Here is a 15001-nt window from a genome sequence, read left to right on the forward strand (position 1 = left end):
GGGGTCCTAGCGACCGCCCTTCCGTCCGATCGTCGTGGAGTCGGCAGGGCTGAGGCGTTTGGCGAACTCGATGGCGACGACGTTGACGATTGTGAGCACAGCCAGCGTGGCCACGATGGCGGGCGGCAGCGGGGCCAGCCCGAGCGGCTTGGCCAAAGGGCTGAACGGCAGCGCGACGGTGACCACGATGAGCAGGAAACCGGTTCCGGCCAGCGCCTTTGAGGGGCGGCTGCGCAGGAAGGTGCGATTGGTTCTGAGCACCATCAGCGCGATGATCTCGGTGACGGTGAACTGGATGAACCACGCGGCGCGGAAGACGTCGGTAGGCGCCCGCCACCACCAGTGCAGCAATGCGAGCGCGACGAGGTCCACGGCGATGCTGATGGAGCCGTACACCAGCATGAACGTGCGGATGGTCCGGATGTTGATCGTGCGGGGATGCTGCAGCTGCTCCGGGTCGGCGTGGTCGGTGGACAGGGTCGTGTAGGGGATGTCGGAGAGGAAGTTGAGCAGCAGGACCTGACGAGGCAGCAGCGGCAGGAACGGCAGGAGCAGCGTGGCGACGCTCATGCTCACGACGTTGCCGAAGGAAGCGCTGGTATTGACCCGGATGTACTTCAGCGTGTTCGTGAAGGTGCGCCGGCCGAGCCGAATCCCGTCGGCGAGCACGTCGAGATTCTTCTCCAGCAGGACGATCGCAGCGGCCTGTTTCGCGACGTCGACAGCGGTGTCGACGGAGATACCCACGTCGGCGGCATGCAGCGCGGGAGCATCGTTGATGCCGTCGCCGAGGAAGCCCACGACCTCGCCGCGGGTGTGCAGCGCGGTCAGGATGCGCTCCTTCTGCACCGGGTCCACCTCGGCGAACACGCTGGTGGTGGCGATGCGGTCCGGCAGTTGCCCGTCCGGACAGGCGGCGAGGTCGGTGCCGATCAGTGGCTCACCGGCAAGCCCCACCTCGGCGGCGACGTGTCGTGCGGCGTGCCGGTTGTCGCCGGTGACCAAGCGGACCTCGACGCCCATGTCGGCCAACCGGCGGATCGCGGCGGCGGCGTCGCTGCGGGGCGGGTCGTTGAAGGCGAGCAGCCCGACAAGGGTCATCTCCCGCTCATCGCCGGCGGAGGCCGTGGTGGCCCCCGGCATAGCACGGATGGCGAGGCCAAGCACCCGGTGCCCCTCGCCGCTGAGCGCGGAGAACCGCTCCAGCACACGGTCGCGTACGTCGTCCAGCGGCACCGTGTGACCACCGGCCCGTGCGCTGCCGCAGGCGTCCAACACCGCACGGAACGCACCCTTGGTGATCAGGACCGGCCTGCCGCCGTCGCGGACCAGCAGCGACAGGCGTTGGCGGGTGAAGTCGTACGGGGCCTCAGAGATCCGGGCGGCCGGATCGGCGGGCTGCTGGCCCGCCATGATCGCCGCGTCCATGGGGTTGGGGAACCCGCGCTGCAGCCCGGCGTTGAGCCGAGCGAGGCGGCCCACCTCGTCATCCGGCACGCCATCGACCGACAGGCAGGCGATGAGGGTCACCGTCCCTATGGTGAGGGTGCCGGTCTTGTCGGTCAGCAGCACGGTCATGGCCCCGAAGTCCTCGATGACGTCCAGCCGTTTGACGATCACCCGGTGCGCGGCCATCGCCCGGGCCCCAGCGGAGAGGCTGACCGCGACGATCGCCGGCAGCATCTGCGGGGTCAACCCGACGGCGAGGGCCAGCGAGAACAGCAGGGAGTCGATGATCGGCCGATGCATCAGTAGGTTGGCGGCGAAGATGCCGACCACCAGCACAGCCATGATCCGGACCAGCAGCAGCCCGAAGCGGGTCAGCCCACGCTGAAATCCGGTGCTGGCGCGGCGGGCGGCAACCCGGCTGGTGACCTCGCCGAAGGAGCTGCGCCGGCCGATGCGCATCACCACCGCCCGCCCGGTGCCGCTGACCACGTGGGTGCCCATCCACAGGGCGTTGGCGCGTGCGGTCAGCTCCGCGTCGGCCGGCGACGCGTCGGTGGACTTCGCGGCCGGGAACGGTTCCCCGGTCAACACCGCCTGGTCGACCTGCAACTGGTGGGCGTCGACGATTCGGCAGTCCGCGGGCACCACGTCCCCAGCGCGGAGCACCACCAAATCCCCGACGACAATCTCGTCCACGGGTACGGAGACCTCGTGCCCGTCGCGAACCACATCGGCGTCGACCCGCACGCGGGCCTGCAACGCGTCGACGGCCCGGCCGGCGGCGTGCTCCTGCCCGAAGCCGAGGCCACCGCTGGCCGCGACGATGGCCAGGATGATCGCGCCGTCGATCAGGTCCCCGACGGCCATGGACAGCACGGTCGCGGCGATCAGGATCAGGATGATCGGGCTGGTGAACTGGGACAGCAGGAGCCGCCAGCCCCGCTTGCCGCTCACCTCAACCCGGTTGGGTCCGTGCTCACGCAGTAGGTCGGCGGCCCGCTGCCCGGACAGCCCGGCCGCAGGCGCCCCGGCGGCGGCCAGCGCGTCCGGCAGTGGCCCGGCCCAGAACGCCGTCGGGCGGGCCTGCGGGTCGCCCTCTGCTCGCTCCGCCATCTCGCACTCCGCCGTCGTCCACCGCCCGCAAGTGACGCTACCGACCCTCTCGACACGGTGCGGACGATTGGCCGCAGCGGTCAACGGTCATCGGTCGGCTCGACCGCGCCGTATCCAACGCCGCCACACGTGCAGCGCCACGCCGCCGACGATCACGGCCAGCAGTGCAATTTCGCCGATCCCTAGTTCCCGCTCCAGGTAGTGGTAGGAGGCCCCGCCGAGGTAGCCGAGCAGTGCCACGGCCGCCGCCCACAGCAGCCCGCCGGCCAGATTCGCCCGCAGGAACGGCGGCCACGGCATCCCGCCGGCGCCAGCGACGATCGGCACAATGACCCGCAGGACCGCCACCCACCGGCCCGCCACCACCGCCCACGCCCCACGCCGGGCGATCAGGCGGCGGGCCCGGCCGATGTCGACGTGCCCGCGCAACGATTTCGGGACGTGGGCCAGCATCCCCGAGCCGTACCGTCTGCCCAGCGCGTAGCCGACCTGGTCACCCAGGCACGCCCCAACCGTCCCAGCGACGACCACCGCCCACAGCGGCAGCTCGCCGCTGTGGGCGGCCAGCCCTCCAAACAGGATTGCCGTCTCGCCCGGCACGACCAGCCCGAGCAGGGTCGAGGACTCCAGGGCCGGCAACACGAGCACCAGGGTCAGGACAAGAAGCGGCGGTAACCCAGTGAGCACCGCCACCACCCTGTCCACCTGCTGATTGTCGACCCTAGCGGGTTGTTTCCGGCCAAAAACCTCTCCGGCCGCGTGCGGTCCGTAGGGTTGGGACCGACAGCTAGAACCGAGCCGGATGAGGGGTCAGCCGAGGATCGGTGGTAACGCGGACGCATCGCCCATCACCGGCGCTGCTGGTCAGCCTGGCCGTCTCAGCCGGGCTGCTGGCCGCCGTCAGCGCCTTGACGCGGCACCGCCCCATACCGTTATGGGAGCGGGACCTGTTCACCCTGATCAACCAACTTCCGGCAGGGCTGACCCCGGTGCTGGTCGTCGTCATGCAGGTTGGCTCGTACGCGGCAGTGCTCGTCGCCGCCGCGACGGCCGTCATCCTACGGCGCACCGGCATCGCCTGGCGGTTCCTGCTGGCGGGCAACCTCGCGTACTGGCTCGCGCTCGCCGTCAAGGCCGTGGTCGCCCGGCAGCGGCCTGCGGCGCTGCTGACCGATGTGACCCTCCGGGACACGGTCACCGGTCTGCTCGGCTACCCCTCGGGACACGTCGCGGTCGCCACCGCCCTGGCCCTCGTCATGGCCCAGTCCGGCAACCCCCGCTGGCGCCACCTGGCCTGGATGGTGATCGCTCTGGTCGCCGTCGCGCGGATCCACGTCGGCGCGCACCTGCCGGTCGATGCCGTCGGCGGGATCCTTGTCGGCTGGCTCGCGGTGTGCCTGGCCCGGCTCGCCATCGGCGAGGTCGGACCGCAGCAGTCCGCCCGCGATCTACGCGAGGCGCTGCGGCGACGCGGATTCGATGTGCGACGGCTGGAACTGATCCCTGGTGACGCCCGCGGCTCCCAGCCGTGGCAGGCCGTCACCGATGCCGGGCGGCGGCTGTTCGTGAAGGCGACCGGGGGCCAACAACGCGACGCGGACTGGGCCTACAAGCTCTACCGGAGGCTGCGCTACCGGCATGTCGCCGACACGCCGCCGTACCTGAGCGCCAGGCAGCAGAGCGAGCACGAGGCCTACCTGACTCTGCTGGCCGAACGGGCTGGCGTACGGGTGCCAGCCGTCGTGGCGACCGCCACCGCACCCGGGGGGAACGCCCTGCTGGTGCAGGACTTCGTCGACGCTGCGGCGCTCGACGCCGTCGTCGGGCCGGTTCCGATCGCCGCCGTACGGGACGCCTGGGAACAGGTGGCGCTGCTGCACCGGGCTGGTATCGCGCACCGCGACCTGCGCGCCGCCAACGTGCTCATCGGCGGGGACCGCGCGTACCTGGTCGACCTCGGTTTCGGCGTCGACGACGCCCCGGCCGACCAGTGGGCGAAGGACATCGTCGAGATGCTGGTCGCCTTGGCCACCCGGGTCGACCCGGCCACCGTCGTAGCTGCCGCGGTCGACCGGCTCGGCCCCGAAACGGTGGCCGACAGTGTCCCGTTCCTACAGCCGCCGGTGCTTTCCCACGCCGGCCGCAGCGCTGTCCGCGCCCACCCCGGCCTGCTGAAGTGCCTGCGCGAGGAGATCCTGCGGCGCTGCCCGGACCGTGCCCGCCCACCGGCCAAGGTGATCCGGGCGGCGCCGCGCGACATCCTGCTCCTGGTGGTCCTGGGGCTGATCGTGTACCTGCTGCTCCCGCAACTCGGCGAGGTCCGCACTGCGCTGCATCTGATGGTGCACGCGAAGCCGGTAGCCGTCGTGGCGACGCTGCTCGCCTCCGCCCTCACCTACCTGCTCAGCGCCGTCGTGCTCCGGCTCGCCACGGCCAACCGCGTCCCCCTCGGCGAGGCCACCCTGGTGCAGGTCGCCGCGTCGTTCGCCAACCGACTGGCCCCCGGCAGCCTCGGCGGTGCCGCGCTCAGCCTGCGCTACCTACACCAGAAAGGGCTCGCCACCGCCGAGGCCGCCACCGCCGTGGCCGTCTCCCGCACCGCCGGCGTGGTCTCGGTAGTCGTGCTGCTACCGGTCCTGCTGCCCTTCGCACGGCAGCCCGCCCGCGTTCTCATTCACAGTTCGACCAAGGCGCTGCCTCTACTGCTGGGCACCCTCGTCGCACTGCTCGTCCTGGCGGCCATCCTCGCCGCACCCCGGGTCCGCCGCCGCGGACGCGTAGCCGCCGACCGGGTCATCGCCGCCCTACGCACCCTGCCCCATCAGCACCGGCTCCGGCGGCTCCTCGCCGCCTCCGTGACGCTCACCCTCACCTACGGCCTCTGTCTCTACCTCGCGCTACTCGCCACCGGGCAGCCGATCGACCTCGCGCTCCTACCCCCGGTGATACTGGTCTGCGTTATCGGCGAGGGCGTCTCCTCCGCCGCGCCCACCCCCGGCGGACTCGGCGCCACCGAGGCCGCGCTCGTCTCCGGCCTGCTGGTCTACGGCGTAGAACTGAACATCGCCGTCGCCAGCGTCCTGATCTACCGCCTCGCGACCTTCTGGATTCCGGTGCCCCCGGGCTACCTGGCCCTCCGCACCATGACCCGTCGCCGCTTGCTGTAACCACGACTGCCCAGAACACACACACCCGGGCACACACCAGATGGTGATCGCCGATGGCCCGGTCCACGTCGTGACGTACCCGCGCCTGTTCTAGGCGGGAACGGGTACTCGACGCCAACTACTCCTCGTGTCGTAAGCGGGAGGGCCGACATGCGGCCACTGATGCTGGGAACCGCCGCGGTCACCGCCTTGGGGGCAGCGGTGCACGCACTGCCGGCGGTAACCATCCAGGGGGCGGTACGCCGCCGGCTCTGGCCGCGTCTGTCCGGAGCGGGTCCGGCCGCCCGGATCGCGTTGACCTTCGACGACGGACCCGACCGCACCTCTACCCCGCTGTTCCTGCGACTGCTGGAGCAGACACCCGTGCGGGCGACCTTCTTCCTGCTCGGTGCCATGCTCGACCGTGACCCGGGGCTCGGACGCGAACTGGTCGCGGCCGGGCACGAAGTCGCGGTACATGGGTGGGAGCACCGGAACCTGCTGTGGCGCTCGCCCGCCGCCACCTACGCCGACATCGCGCGGGCTCGGGACCGGATCGCCACCGTGACGGATGAGCTGCCGATCTGGTACCGGCCGCCGTACGGGGTGCTGACGATGGCCGCGCTGCTGGCCTGCCGGCGGCTGGACCTGACTCCGCGACTCTGGACGGCCTGGGGGAGGGACTGGGAGGCGTCCCGGCCGCCGGAGCTGATCTGGCAAACGATCATCAAGGATCTCGACGGCGGTGGGACCGTGCTGCTTCACGACTCCGACTGTGCGTCCACCCCCGGTGCCTGGCGGGGAGCCCTAGCCGTCCTGCCACGCCTCATCGACTGGGCTGGGGAACGGCACCTGGCGATCGGGACGCTCAGCGCGCACACCCACGCCGAGGTGGAGCGATCAGACCCGATGGTGCGGCGCCGACGGTATGGCCGAAGGGCGCATGGCGGTGGCGGGAGCGGGTAGCCGTGCTTCGTGAACCTGCGGGGTAAGGGGGCACGCTCGGGACCGGATGTCGTCACGTTTGACGGCATCCGGTTGCGCGGTGCCGGAACCGCACCGGCCGGTGACCATGAGAGGCCCGGCGACCCGGCGGGCGACCCTGACCGGGAGCGGGTCGTCGTCGTGTCCGCGGACATCGGGGCGGGACACGACGCCGCCGCCGCCGAGCTGGCTGGCCGGCTGGCCGCTGACGGGATCGTGGTGGAGCATCTGAACTTCTTCACGGCGCTGCCACGGCCCCTGCACGCGGTCGTCCGCGAGGGCTACCGGACCATGCTCCACTGGCTTCCCTGGAGCTACGACGCCCTGTTCACGATCACCGACCGCTCGCCAGTGACGGTCACGGCGATCAGGACCGCACTGCGGCTGGCCTCACGGCGGATGCTGATGCAGCTACCACCCGACACCAGCCTCGTCGTCACGACCTTTCCGTTCGCCAACCAGGTCCTCGGGCCGCTGCGCCGCACGGGACGGCTCACCACACCGGTCATCACCTACGTCACCGACTTCGTGGTCCACCCCACCTGGATGTCACCCGGCGTCGACACCTACTGCGTCATACACGACGCGGCGCAGCAGCAGGCCATCGCGCGCGGGGCCCCCGACGTCCGAGTGGTCAGCCCGCTGGTGTCCGCCCGGTTCACGCCGCTGCCGGCAGACGGCAAGCGCGCCGCACGCGCCCGCTTCGGACTGCCCGAGCAGGACCGCCTGGCCCTGATCGTCGCCGGATCCTGGGGCGTCGGCGACGTAACCCGCACTGCCGCGGAGGTGCTCGCCACCGGCTGCGTCACACCGGTCGTCGTCTGCGGACGCAACGATGACCTGCGCCGCCGGCTGCACGCATTTCCGGGACACATCATGGGTTGGGTCGACGACATGCCGACCCTCATGCGGGCGGTCGACGTCGTCGTGGAAAATGCCGGCGGACTCACCTGCCAGCAGTCACTGGCCTCCGGACTACCGACCGTCACCTACCGACCGATCCCCGGCCACGGCAGAGCCAACGCCGAGCTGCTGGCCGACGCCGGACTGACCACCCACGTCACCACCGCCGGGCACCTGCAGCCGGTCCTTACTGCGCTGACGGCCCCCGAGAGCACCGCGCCCACCAGCATCGTCACCGCGACCGACATGGCCACCGTGGTCTCAGAAGCCGTCCGGCAGGCAGCCCGCCGGCCCACCGGCCATCGGCGAGATCAGCCGTGAAGGCAGCATGGCGTGGCGTCCCCGATGACCTGCCAGTCACGACGTGATCCCGATAGCGCTCGCCTCCGCGTTCTGCTTCGCGCTGGCCTCCGCACTGCATCAGCGTGCCGCGAAGCAGCAGCCGCATAGCGCCGCACTGGACCCGCGCCTGCTCTTTCGACTGGTCCGAAGCCGGCTCTGGCTGTCGGGCTGGATCCCCGACTCCGCCGGCGTCACGCTCCAGGTCATCGCCCTGCGACTCGGACCGCTCGCGGTCGTCCAGCCCGTCATGGCCAGCGGGCTGTTCATGGCGGTGCTGATCGAAGCCGCCATGCTACGGCGACGCGTCGCGCGTCGGGATCTGCTCGCCGTCGCGGTGGGGGTGGCCGGCCTGACCGCGTTCCTCGTCCTCGCTGACGTCCACCCTGGCGTGCCCAGTGTCCGCCCTGCGGCCTGGACCGGCCCCGCCATCTGCGGGGCGCTGATTGTCTCGGGCTGCGTCGTGGCCGCATACCGCCTCAGCGGTGCCGCGCGAGGCGCGTTACTCGGCGTAGCCAGCGGCCTCGCCTACAGCCTCGCGGCAGCACTCGTCAAGTACGTCACCGGCCGCCACCGCGGCGACATCCTGACCACCGTGGGCAGCTGGCCATTCGCGGCCCTGGTTGTGGTCGCCGCGATCGGGCTGCTGCTGAATCAGGCCGCATTCCAACACGGCCGCCTCGCCGCCCCGCTCACCGCCCTCACCCTCACCGACCCCATCGCCAGCGTCATCATCGGCATCACCATCTTCCAGGAAACCCTCACCGCCAACCCGGCACGAATCACCGGACTCACCCTGGCCGGTGTCGTCACCGCCGCCGGAGCCTGGCTCGCCGCCACGGCGTCAGCGGGCCAGCAAGACAGCGTGCCGCTTTGAAGGGACTCGAACCCCTAACCTTCTGATCCGTAGTCGCCCCGTTGGACGGTGGGCTTGACTCCGTAGCGCCGGGATTCCCTCGGAGCCTGCCGCTCCGTACGGTCACGAGGGGAAAGCTTCCGAAGCCCGGACGGGCGGACGAAGAGTTCCCGGCGGGCTACCGCCTCGCCCCGAGCGTCCAGCTCGTACCCCTCGATCCAGGCCCACCCGTCGTAGGTGATCCGGTCGGTCAGTACGCGGATGAGGCGGAAGAGGAACGGCCGGGAGAACTGGACGCTGGCCGCTTGGGTGATGCGGAGGAGGTCACCACTTCTGAATGGGGGCACGACCCACCACCCGTCGCCACGCCAAGATCCGCGCTCGGGCCACCGCGACCCTCGGGCACCAGCCGTCCGGGTGGCACCGGCTGCACCGTTGCATCCGGTGGTAGTCGATCACTGTCCAGGAAAGCTCCACCACGAACGGCACGTTCATCGCCACAGACCCGCCCGACACTCCCCCGCGAGGGTCAGCAGCGGAGCCTCTGGCGGATAGACCACCCGGGCGACCCCTACAGCCCGATACGCGCCCGAACGCTCGGGGTAGGCGGTAGCCGGCCCAGTCCGGTCGAGCGGGGCGGTGCGACGGCGCAACGGCCAGAGCGAGAGCTTCATGGCGGCCTCCTACAGACGGTGAGCACTTACCGACCCAAGGTAGTCCAACCTGTTCACCCAGTATAGCCCGTACAGCCTGACTAAGCCGGGCAACCCGTACCCACTGGCTAGCCTGTGCTGAGCGTCCATATCGTGTCGATCATGGTTGACGAGATGAGCCCGGTTCCCTTCTACATCCAGCTCGCAGATCTCCTCGCCAAGCAGATCGAGAGCGGGAAGCTCAAGCCTCGTCAGCCGCTCCCCTCCGAGGCCCACCTTCAGCAGGAGTACGGCGTGGCTCGCGGCACCGTCCGTTCGGCGGTACGGCTGCTGCGGGAGCGGGGTCTCGTCGTCACGTTCACCGGGCGCGGTACGTTCGTCGCGGAGAAGCCCTAGCCCCTACGCCTCCCGGACCACCCCGGAGACGAGGCAGCCGCCCGCCCTCGATCGAGACCGCCGACTACCTGCACCAGCGCGGCGCCGGTTACGTGTTCACCGTCAAGGGCAACAGACCTGAGCGGTCAACGTCTACGCAAAGACATCATCCACGGCATCACGAACCTGACCGCCCAGGCCATCACCGGCGCAGGCATCGCCGACTACACCCGCCGACACCGGGGAGTCGAGAACAAGATCCACTGGATCCGGGACGTCCTCTTCGCCGAAGACCACCACCATGCCTGGCTCGGCGCCGTCGCTCACGCCATGGCCCTGTTCCGCAACCTCGCCATCGGACAGTGTCATCGATTCGAGTGACCTTCTCCCATGGGCATAGCCCTTTGGGCAGCTTGTGGGCCCGATTCGTACGGACCTACGGTCGGTGCGTCGTTGCGAGCCCAAAATGGGGGTGGGTCATGCCCGTACGTCCGACTGCCGGTGAATCGGCGGTGGCGCCGTCGTGAGCACCACGGAAGCACCGACCACGGTCGTCTGGGACGGCCCGGCCCGGATCCGCCGCCTCGCCGCCACGATCGCGCTCGGCGAGACGGCCGGCGTGCTGGTTCCGGTGGTGGTGATCGCGCTGATGGCCCGGATCAGCGTCGAGGCGATGTACGTGCGCTCGCTCTACGTACCGCTGGCGCTGCTCTTCGCCGCCCTCCAGGTGGGTTTCGACGTGAGCAACCAGGTCGCCGCGTCGGTGAGCCGCGGCGCGGGCCGGCCGGGGGACGTCCTCCCGGTCGCCGCCAGCATGGCCCGCGTCGGCGCGGCCGTCTGGGGCACCGTCAGCCTCGCACTGATCCTGGCGGCGCCCTGGCTGGCGGCACTGCTGAACGTCCCGGACGCATCCGTGGGGGAATTCGTCGCCTTCACCCGCTGGGCCTGCCTGGCCAACCTGATCTTCTTCCCGACCGTGCTGCTCTCGTCGAGCCTGCGCGGCTACGGCCGGCCGGGCTCCGCGGCGGCCGTGGTGCTGACCGGCGCGGTCCTGGAGGTGGGCGGCGTCGCGGTCCTAGGCTTCGGCACCGACCTCGGGGTGTACGCGCTTCCGGTCGCGATCGCGGTCGGCGGCGTGGCCGCGCTGACCGTCGGCGTGGTGCAGGTGTACCGCTGCGGGCTCTGGACGGCGAGCGGGCCGCTGACCTGGCGTCCGGAGGCGATCGGGCGACTGACCGGCACCGGGCTGCCGGTCACAGCGTCGTTCGTGGTGATGGCCGTCGCGAACGCGGGCCTGCTGTGGGCGCTCAGCCCGTTCGGTCCGGACGTGGTGTCCGGGTATTCGGCGGCCGGCGCGCTGCAGAATCTGGTCATCGTGCCCGCCTCGGCGCTCGGTTCGGCGACCGCGATCGTGCTGAACCAACTGCGGGGTGCGGGGCGGCCCGGCGAAGGGCCGGCCGCACTCGGCGCCGGACTGCGCCTGACCGCCGCGGTGTACGCGGTGCTGGCCGCCGCGATCTGGTTGTGCCGGGAGCCCCTGGCCGCGGTGCTGGCCGGTGACCCGGCGGTGGCGTCGGAGACCGGACGATTCCTGATGATCGTCGGCCTGACCTACTTCGGCCTGGGCCTGAACGTGATGACGCTGCTCCTTCTCGAGCAGGTCGGCGGGGGCCTGATCGCGCTGCTGCTGAACGTGCCCTACTTCGGGGGCATGGTGGTGGTCGGCAGCGCGCTGGCCCGGACCCAGCAGGATCCGTCGGCCCTGTACTGGACGATCGCGGTGCTCAACGCCTGCGGCATGCTGATCGTCCCGCTGCTGACGTGGCGGCACGTCCGCCGGATCAGCCGGGCGGACGCCCGGTGAGCCGTCCCGAGTGGCGGGCGCGGGACGTACGCCTCAGCGTGACGATCATGCATCATCCGGCTCGCGACGTCGCCCTGGACACCCTCGTCGAGGCGTGCCGCCCGCTGACCGCACGCGTCGTGCATGACCCGGCCCCCGGTGCCGCGCGCAGCCCGTTGCGGACCGCGAAGGTCGCCTGGGCCTCGATCGCCGAGGGCGCCACGCATCACCTGGTGCTGCAGGACGACGCCCGGCTCTGCGACGACTTCGCCACGCACGTGGTCGCCGCGATCGCGCACCGCCCGGCACACGGCATCGCCTTGTACACCGACTGGATCAGCCCGCAGAACAGCTTCCTGTCCCGACTGGCCGCGGTCGCCGGATCGCCGTGGGCACCGCTGTCCCCGATGGAGTGGACCCCGGCGCTGGCGTTCCTGCTGCCGGCCGGCGTGGCTGCGGACCTGGCCGACTATCTGAGGCCAATCCCGGACGAGGTCACCGACGACGACCAGATGATCGCCCGATACTGCCGGGAACGCGGAGTGCCGCTGCTGGCGACGGTGCCCCACCTGGTCGACAACCGCGGGCTGCCGACACTGATCGCCGGGCACGGTGGCCGGCACCATGCCACCGTGTGGGCGCCGCCGGTGCCGTCCGCCACGCACTGGGAGCTCGACCCTCGGATCGACACGACCCTGGCGTCGCGGTCCCGCTACCAGTCCCATGACGAGTACGTCGTGCAGGTCAAGGACTCCCGCTGCCTGATCCGGCTGCTCCGGCCGCACACCGGTGAGCCCGGAGGCAACGAGTTCTGCTGGTACTGGGAGGACTGGTGCGACCTGATCGGGGTCAGCGCCCAGGAGGTGACGACCGCGCTGGGCGCGTACCTGGACAGCCGGCCGGGACCGCAGCCGTCGGCGCGGGCCGCCCTGGAGATCTGGGCCGCCGGATACCTGCTCGGTTTGGAGGCCGCGGCGCTACGCCGTGACCTGCCCGCCCCACTCGATCCCGCCCACCCCGCCCGGATCCGTGCGGCCGTGTCGTCCTGGGTGGACTCCGGCCTGACCGCCCCGCACGGTACGGCCCTCGGCACCGCCGGCCGGACGGCGCTCATCGACCTCGGCGCGGCGGCGGTCGCCCTCGGCCTGCACCGCCGGAGCCCAGGCACCATCGTCACGGCCGGCGTTCCGGCCGACGCCCGTGGAGAGGACATCCGACATGACCACGCTTGCCACGACTCCTGACCCGGCCCTGGGCACCATGGTCGAACGGATGGCGCGCCGCGAGGTGGCGGCGCACTTCCTCATTCCGGCCGATCAGCCGCCGGGGGTGATCCGCCCGCCCGCACCCCCGATGGCGGTCCGGGTCATGTCCTGCCCGGACTGCGGCGCCAATGCGGTCACGTTCCGGTCCGCGGGCATCGCGCTGCCCTTCGCGGAGTGGCGGATCGTCGCGGCGGACGACCCCGACACCGGCGGCCTGCCCACGCTGACCGTGCTCGGCTGCGAGTGGTTCGCACCGCGGGCGATGCTGCCGGTGGCGATCGCGATCGAGCGGTTCGGCCCGGTGTCGGCGACCGGCTTCCGCAGCCGCGCGGTGGCGGTCACCGAGTTGCGTGGCCTGCCGTTCGACGCCGTGCTGGCCACCCTCGACGAGCAGGAGAGCTGGGCCGATGCCGTGTTCACCGGCAGCGGCCTGCCGGTACAGCCGGCGCGGACCGTACCGGCCGCCAGCCGGCTGGTCAGCCCGGCGACCACCTGGGCCGCCTACCGCGCCTCGGTCACCGCCCGATTCCTCGGCCCGCACGCCTCCGACGCGGCTCTGGGCCGGTGGAACAAGGTCTACCTGGAGAACCGCCGGGACGCGGCGGTCCGGACACTGGACGGCTACGCATCGTGTCCGGCCTGACCGCCGACGTGCGCTGGCAGCCGGCGTACTTCACCGGTTCCCGGGCGATCATCGAACACCTGACGTGGGGGCAGGTGCTGGTGGAACGCGACATCCGGCGGATGCCGCCGGGCACCGCCTACAACGTCACAGTCCCGGTGCTGATCCCCGAGGGAGTGGACCTGGCCACGGTGTGCGCCGCGGTGGGTGCGCTGGCCGGCCGCTTCGAGGCACTGCGCACGCGGTTCCCGCGACGGGACGGCCGGCTGGTCCAGGAGGTGCTCGACAGCGGCAGCATCCCGGTCGGGGTCTTCTCCGGCGCCGGTACGGCCGAGCAGTTCGTGGCGACCGCCCGGGACCTGGACGAGCAGTTCGAGGCGACACCGTTCGACCACGATCGGGACCTGCCGATGCGCGTCCTGGTCTGCGTGCACCACGGTGTGCCCCGGGCTCTGGTGCTCTGCATCGCTCACCTGGCGGCCGATCTGCAGAGCAGCCGCCTGGCGGCACGGGTGCTGGCCGAGATGCTGGCCTGCCGGGCGGCGGGGCGCCCGGATCCGGCGACTCCGGAACTGGTTCATCCTGCCGACCTCGCCGCCTTCGAGCGTTCCCCCCGGGGCCGGACGGTCAGCGCCGCCGCCGTGGCCCACCTGCGCCGGCAACTGAACGCGGTCCCGCTCGACAACTTCGCCGCGGTCCGGCCGGTGGCCCCGGCCGAACCCCGGTTCTGGCGCGGTGTCCTGGACTCGCCGATCTCGGCGCCGGTGCTGGGGCTGCTCGCCGACCGGTACCGCACCAGCACTGCCACGGTCGCGCTCGCGGTGACCGCAGCCCTGCTGGGCGTGGTCGCCGAGACCGACCGGTGCGGGCTGCTGCTGGTCACCGGCAACCGCACCACCGCACCGCAGCGGGCCTCGGTCGGCACCCTGACCCAGCACATGCCGGCCGTCGTCGACCTGACCGGGCCGGCCTTCTCCGACCTGGTCCGGCACTGTTGGGGCACGGCCGTACGGACCTTCCGGAACGGCCGGTTCGACCCGGTGGACGGGTGGTCGGCGCTGGCTGAGGTGAGCCGGGAACGCGGCGCCGAGCCGGAGATCCGATGCTTCTTCAACGACATGCGCGGCGCGCCGGAGACGCCGCCCGCCGCCGTGTCGCTCGACCGTGACGTGGTGCAGCGGGTCCTGGCCGAGCCGAGCTTCCGGTGGACCGAGCGCCGGCCGGCCGGTTCCTCGTTCTTCATGGAGGTCGGCGACGTGCTCGACGCCCCGGGGCAGCTGCGCTGGACGCTGCTCGCGGACACCACCCTGCTTCCCCCGGATCTCATCCGTGCGGTCCTGATCGGAGTGGATCGGATGCTGCTGCGACTGCTCGACACGGATCTGCTCCTCTCCGAGGTCGGCGAGGCCGCCGGTCTGCACCGCGGCGTGGTGGCCCCGCACTGAACGACCCG

General features: G+C 71.4%; 14 protein-coding genes. 9 read left to right on the top strand and 5 right to left on the bottom strand.

What is annotated here, in order from left to right:
- Positions 1 to 6 precede the first annotated feature (6 nt).
- On the bottom strand, positions 7 to 2562 hold the full coding sequence (mgtA, locus tag OG811_RS09585) for a magnesium-translocating P-type ATPase (RefSeq protein ID WP_406073508.1): 2556 nt from the start codon (positions 2560 to 2562) through the stop codon (positions 7 to 9).
- Positions 2563 to 2649: 87 nt separating this feature from the next.
- Entirely contained in the window at positions 2650 to 3267 is a 618-nt protein-coding gene (locus tag OG811_RS09590) for a DedA family protein (RefSeq protein ID WP_406073509.1), read from the bottom strand.
- Between the two features lie 119 nt (positions 3268 to 3386).
- Here OG811_RS09590 and OG811_RS09595 point away from each other — a divergent pair, with 119 nt between their 5' ends.
- From OG811_RS09595 to OG811_RS09610, 4 genes are all read left to right on the top strand, one after another.
- On the top strand, positions 3387 to 5729 hold the full coding sequence (locus OG811_RS09595; RefSeq protein WP_406073511.1) for a lysylphosphatidylglycerol synthase domain-containing protein: 2343 nt from the start codon (positions 3387 to 3389) through the stop codon (positions 5727 to 5729).
- A gap of 150 nt (positions 5730 to 5879) precedes the next feature.
- On the top strand, positions 5880 to 6674 hold the full coding sequence (locus OG811_RS09600; RefSeq protein WP_406073513.1) for a polysaccharide deacetylase family protein: 795 nt from the start codon (positions 5880 to 5882) through the stop codon (positions 6672 to 6674).
- A gap of 66 nt (positions 6675 to 6740) precedes the next feature.
- The gene (locus OG811_RS09605; RefSeq protein WP_406075622.1) at positions 6741 to 7916 is read left to right on the top strand and encodes an MGDG synthase family glycosyltransferase; all 1176 of its coding nucleotides are present in this window, start codon (positions 6741 to 6743) and stop codon (positions 7914 to 7916) included.
- Between the two features lie 43 nt (positions 7917 to 7959).
- On the top strand, positions 7960 to 8811 hold the full coding sequence (locus tag OG811_RS09610; RefSeq protein WP_406073515.1) for a DMT family transporter: 852 nt from the start codon (positions 7960 to 7962) through the stop codon (positions 8809 to 8811).
- A gap of 14 nt (positions 8812 to 8825) precedes the next feature.
- Here the strand turns inward: OG811_RS09610 and OG811_RS09615 are convergent, their stop codons facing one another.
- Together OG811_RS09615 and OG811_RS09620 are read right to left on the bottom strand one after the other, a co-directional pair.
- Positions 8826 to 9137, bottom strand: coding sequence for a hypothetical protein (locus OG811_RS09615; RefSeq protein WP_406073517.1), 312 nt, complete (start codon positions 9135 to 9137; stop codon positions 8826 to 8828).
- A 144-nt stretch (positions 9138 to 9281) separates the two neighbouring features.
- Positions 9282 to 9464, bottom strand: coding sequence for a hypothetical protein (locus OG811_RS09620; protein ID WP_406073519.1), 183 nt, complete (start codon positions 9462 to 9464; stop codon positions 9282 to 9284).
- 141 nt (positions 9465 to 9605) lie between these two features.
- Between OG811_RS09620 and OG811_RS09625 the strand changes: the two genes are divergently transcribed.
- The gene (locus tag OG811_RS09625) at positions 9606 to 9839 is read left to right on the top strand and encodes a GntR family transcriptional regulator (protein ID WP_406073520.1); all 234 of its coding nucleotides are present in this window, start codon (positions 9606 to 9608) and stop codon (positions 9837 to 9839) included.
- Between the two features lie 132 nt (positions 9840 to 9971).
- On the opposite strand, the gene OG811_RS09630 is transcribed toward OG811_RS09625, so the two are convergent.
- Positions 9972 to 10187 carry a hypothetical protein gene (locus tag OG811_RS09630; protein ID WP_406073521.1) on the bottom strand — a complete coding sequence of 72 codons (216 nt, stop codon included), beginning with the start codon at positions 10185 to 10187 and terminating at the stop codon, positions 9972 to 9974.
- A gap of 154 nt (positions 10188 to 10341) precedes the next feature.
- On the opposite strand from OG811_RS09630, the gene OG811_RS09635 reads away from it, so the two are divergent.
- The 4 genes from OG811_RS09635 to OG811_RS09650 are packed head-to-tail and all read left to right on the top strand — an operon-like array spanning position 10342 to position 14993.
- The gene (locus tag OG811_RS09635) at positions 10342 to 11682 is read left to right on the top strand and encodes an MATE family efflux transporter (protein WP_406073523.1); all 1341 of its coding nucleotides are present in this window, start codon (positions 10342 to 10344) and stop codon (positions 11680 to 11682) included.
- Complete coding sequence (locus OG811_RS09640; RefSeq protein ID WP_406073524.1) at positions 11679 to 12905, top strand: hypothetical protein; 1227 nt, start codon at positions 11679 to 11681, stop codon at positions 12903 to 12905. The genes OG811_RS09635 and OG811_RS09640 overlap by 4 nt, the downstream gene beginning before the upstream one ends.
- On the top strand, positions 12880 to 13569 hold the full coding sequence (locus OG811_RS09645; protein WP_406073525.1) for a hypothetical protein: 690 nt from the start codon (positions 12880 to 12882) through the stop codon (positions 13567 to 13569). Before OG811_RS09640 ends, OG811_RS09645 begins: the two co-directional genes overlap by 26 nt.
- Positions 13557 to 14993, top strand: coding sequence for a condensation domain-containing protein (locus OG811_RS09650; protein ID WP_406073526.1), 1437 nt, complete (start codon positions 13557 to 13559; stop codon positions 14991 to 14993). Before OG811_RS09645 ends, OG811_RS09650 begins: the two co-directional genes overlap by 13 nt.
- The last annotated feature ends 8 nt before the right edge of the window (positions 14994 to 15001 follow it).

Source organism: Micromonospora sp. NBC_01638 (assembly GCF_045209745.1).
GTDB lineage: Bacteria > Actinomycetota > Actinomycetes > Mycobacteriales > Micromonosporaceae > Micromonospora.

What these genes read in the sequence shown, in the direction of transcription:
- mgtA (WP_406073508.1), bottom strand. Translation starts at nt 2,562, where the DNA reads ATGGCGGAGCGAGCAGAGGGCGACCCGCAGGCCCGCCCGACGGCGTTC.
- OG811_RS09600 (WP_406073513.1), top strand. Translation starts at nt 5,880, where the DNA reads ATGCGGCCACTGATGCTGGGAACCGCCGCGGTCACCGCCTTGGGGGCA.
- OG811_RS09620 (WP_406073519.1), bottom strand. Translation starts at nt 9,464, where the DNA reads ATGAAGCTCTCGCTCTGGCCGTTGCGCCGTCGCACCGCCCCGCTCGAC.
- OG811_RS09625 (WP_406073520.1), top strand. Translation starts at nt 9,606, where the DNA reads ATGGTTGACGAGATGAGCCCGGTTCCCTTCTACATCCAGCTCGCAGAT.
- OG811_RS09630 (WP_406073521.1), bottom strand. Translation starts at nt 10,187, where the DNA reads ATGACACTGTCCGATGGCGAGGTTGCGGAACAGGGCCATGGCGTGAGC.
- OG811_RS09645 (WP_406073525.1), top strand. Translation starts at nt 12,880, where the DNA reads ATGACCACGCTTGCCACGACTCCTGACCCGGCCCTGGGCACCATGGTC.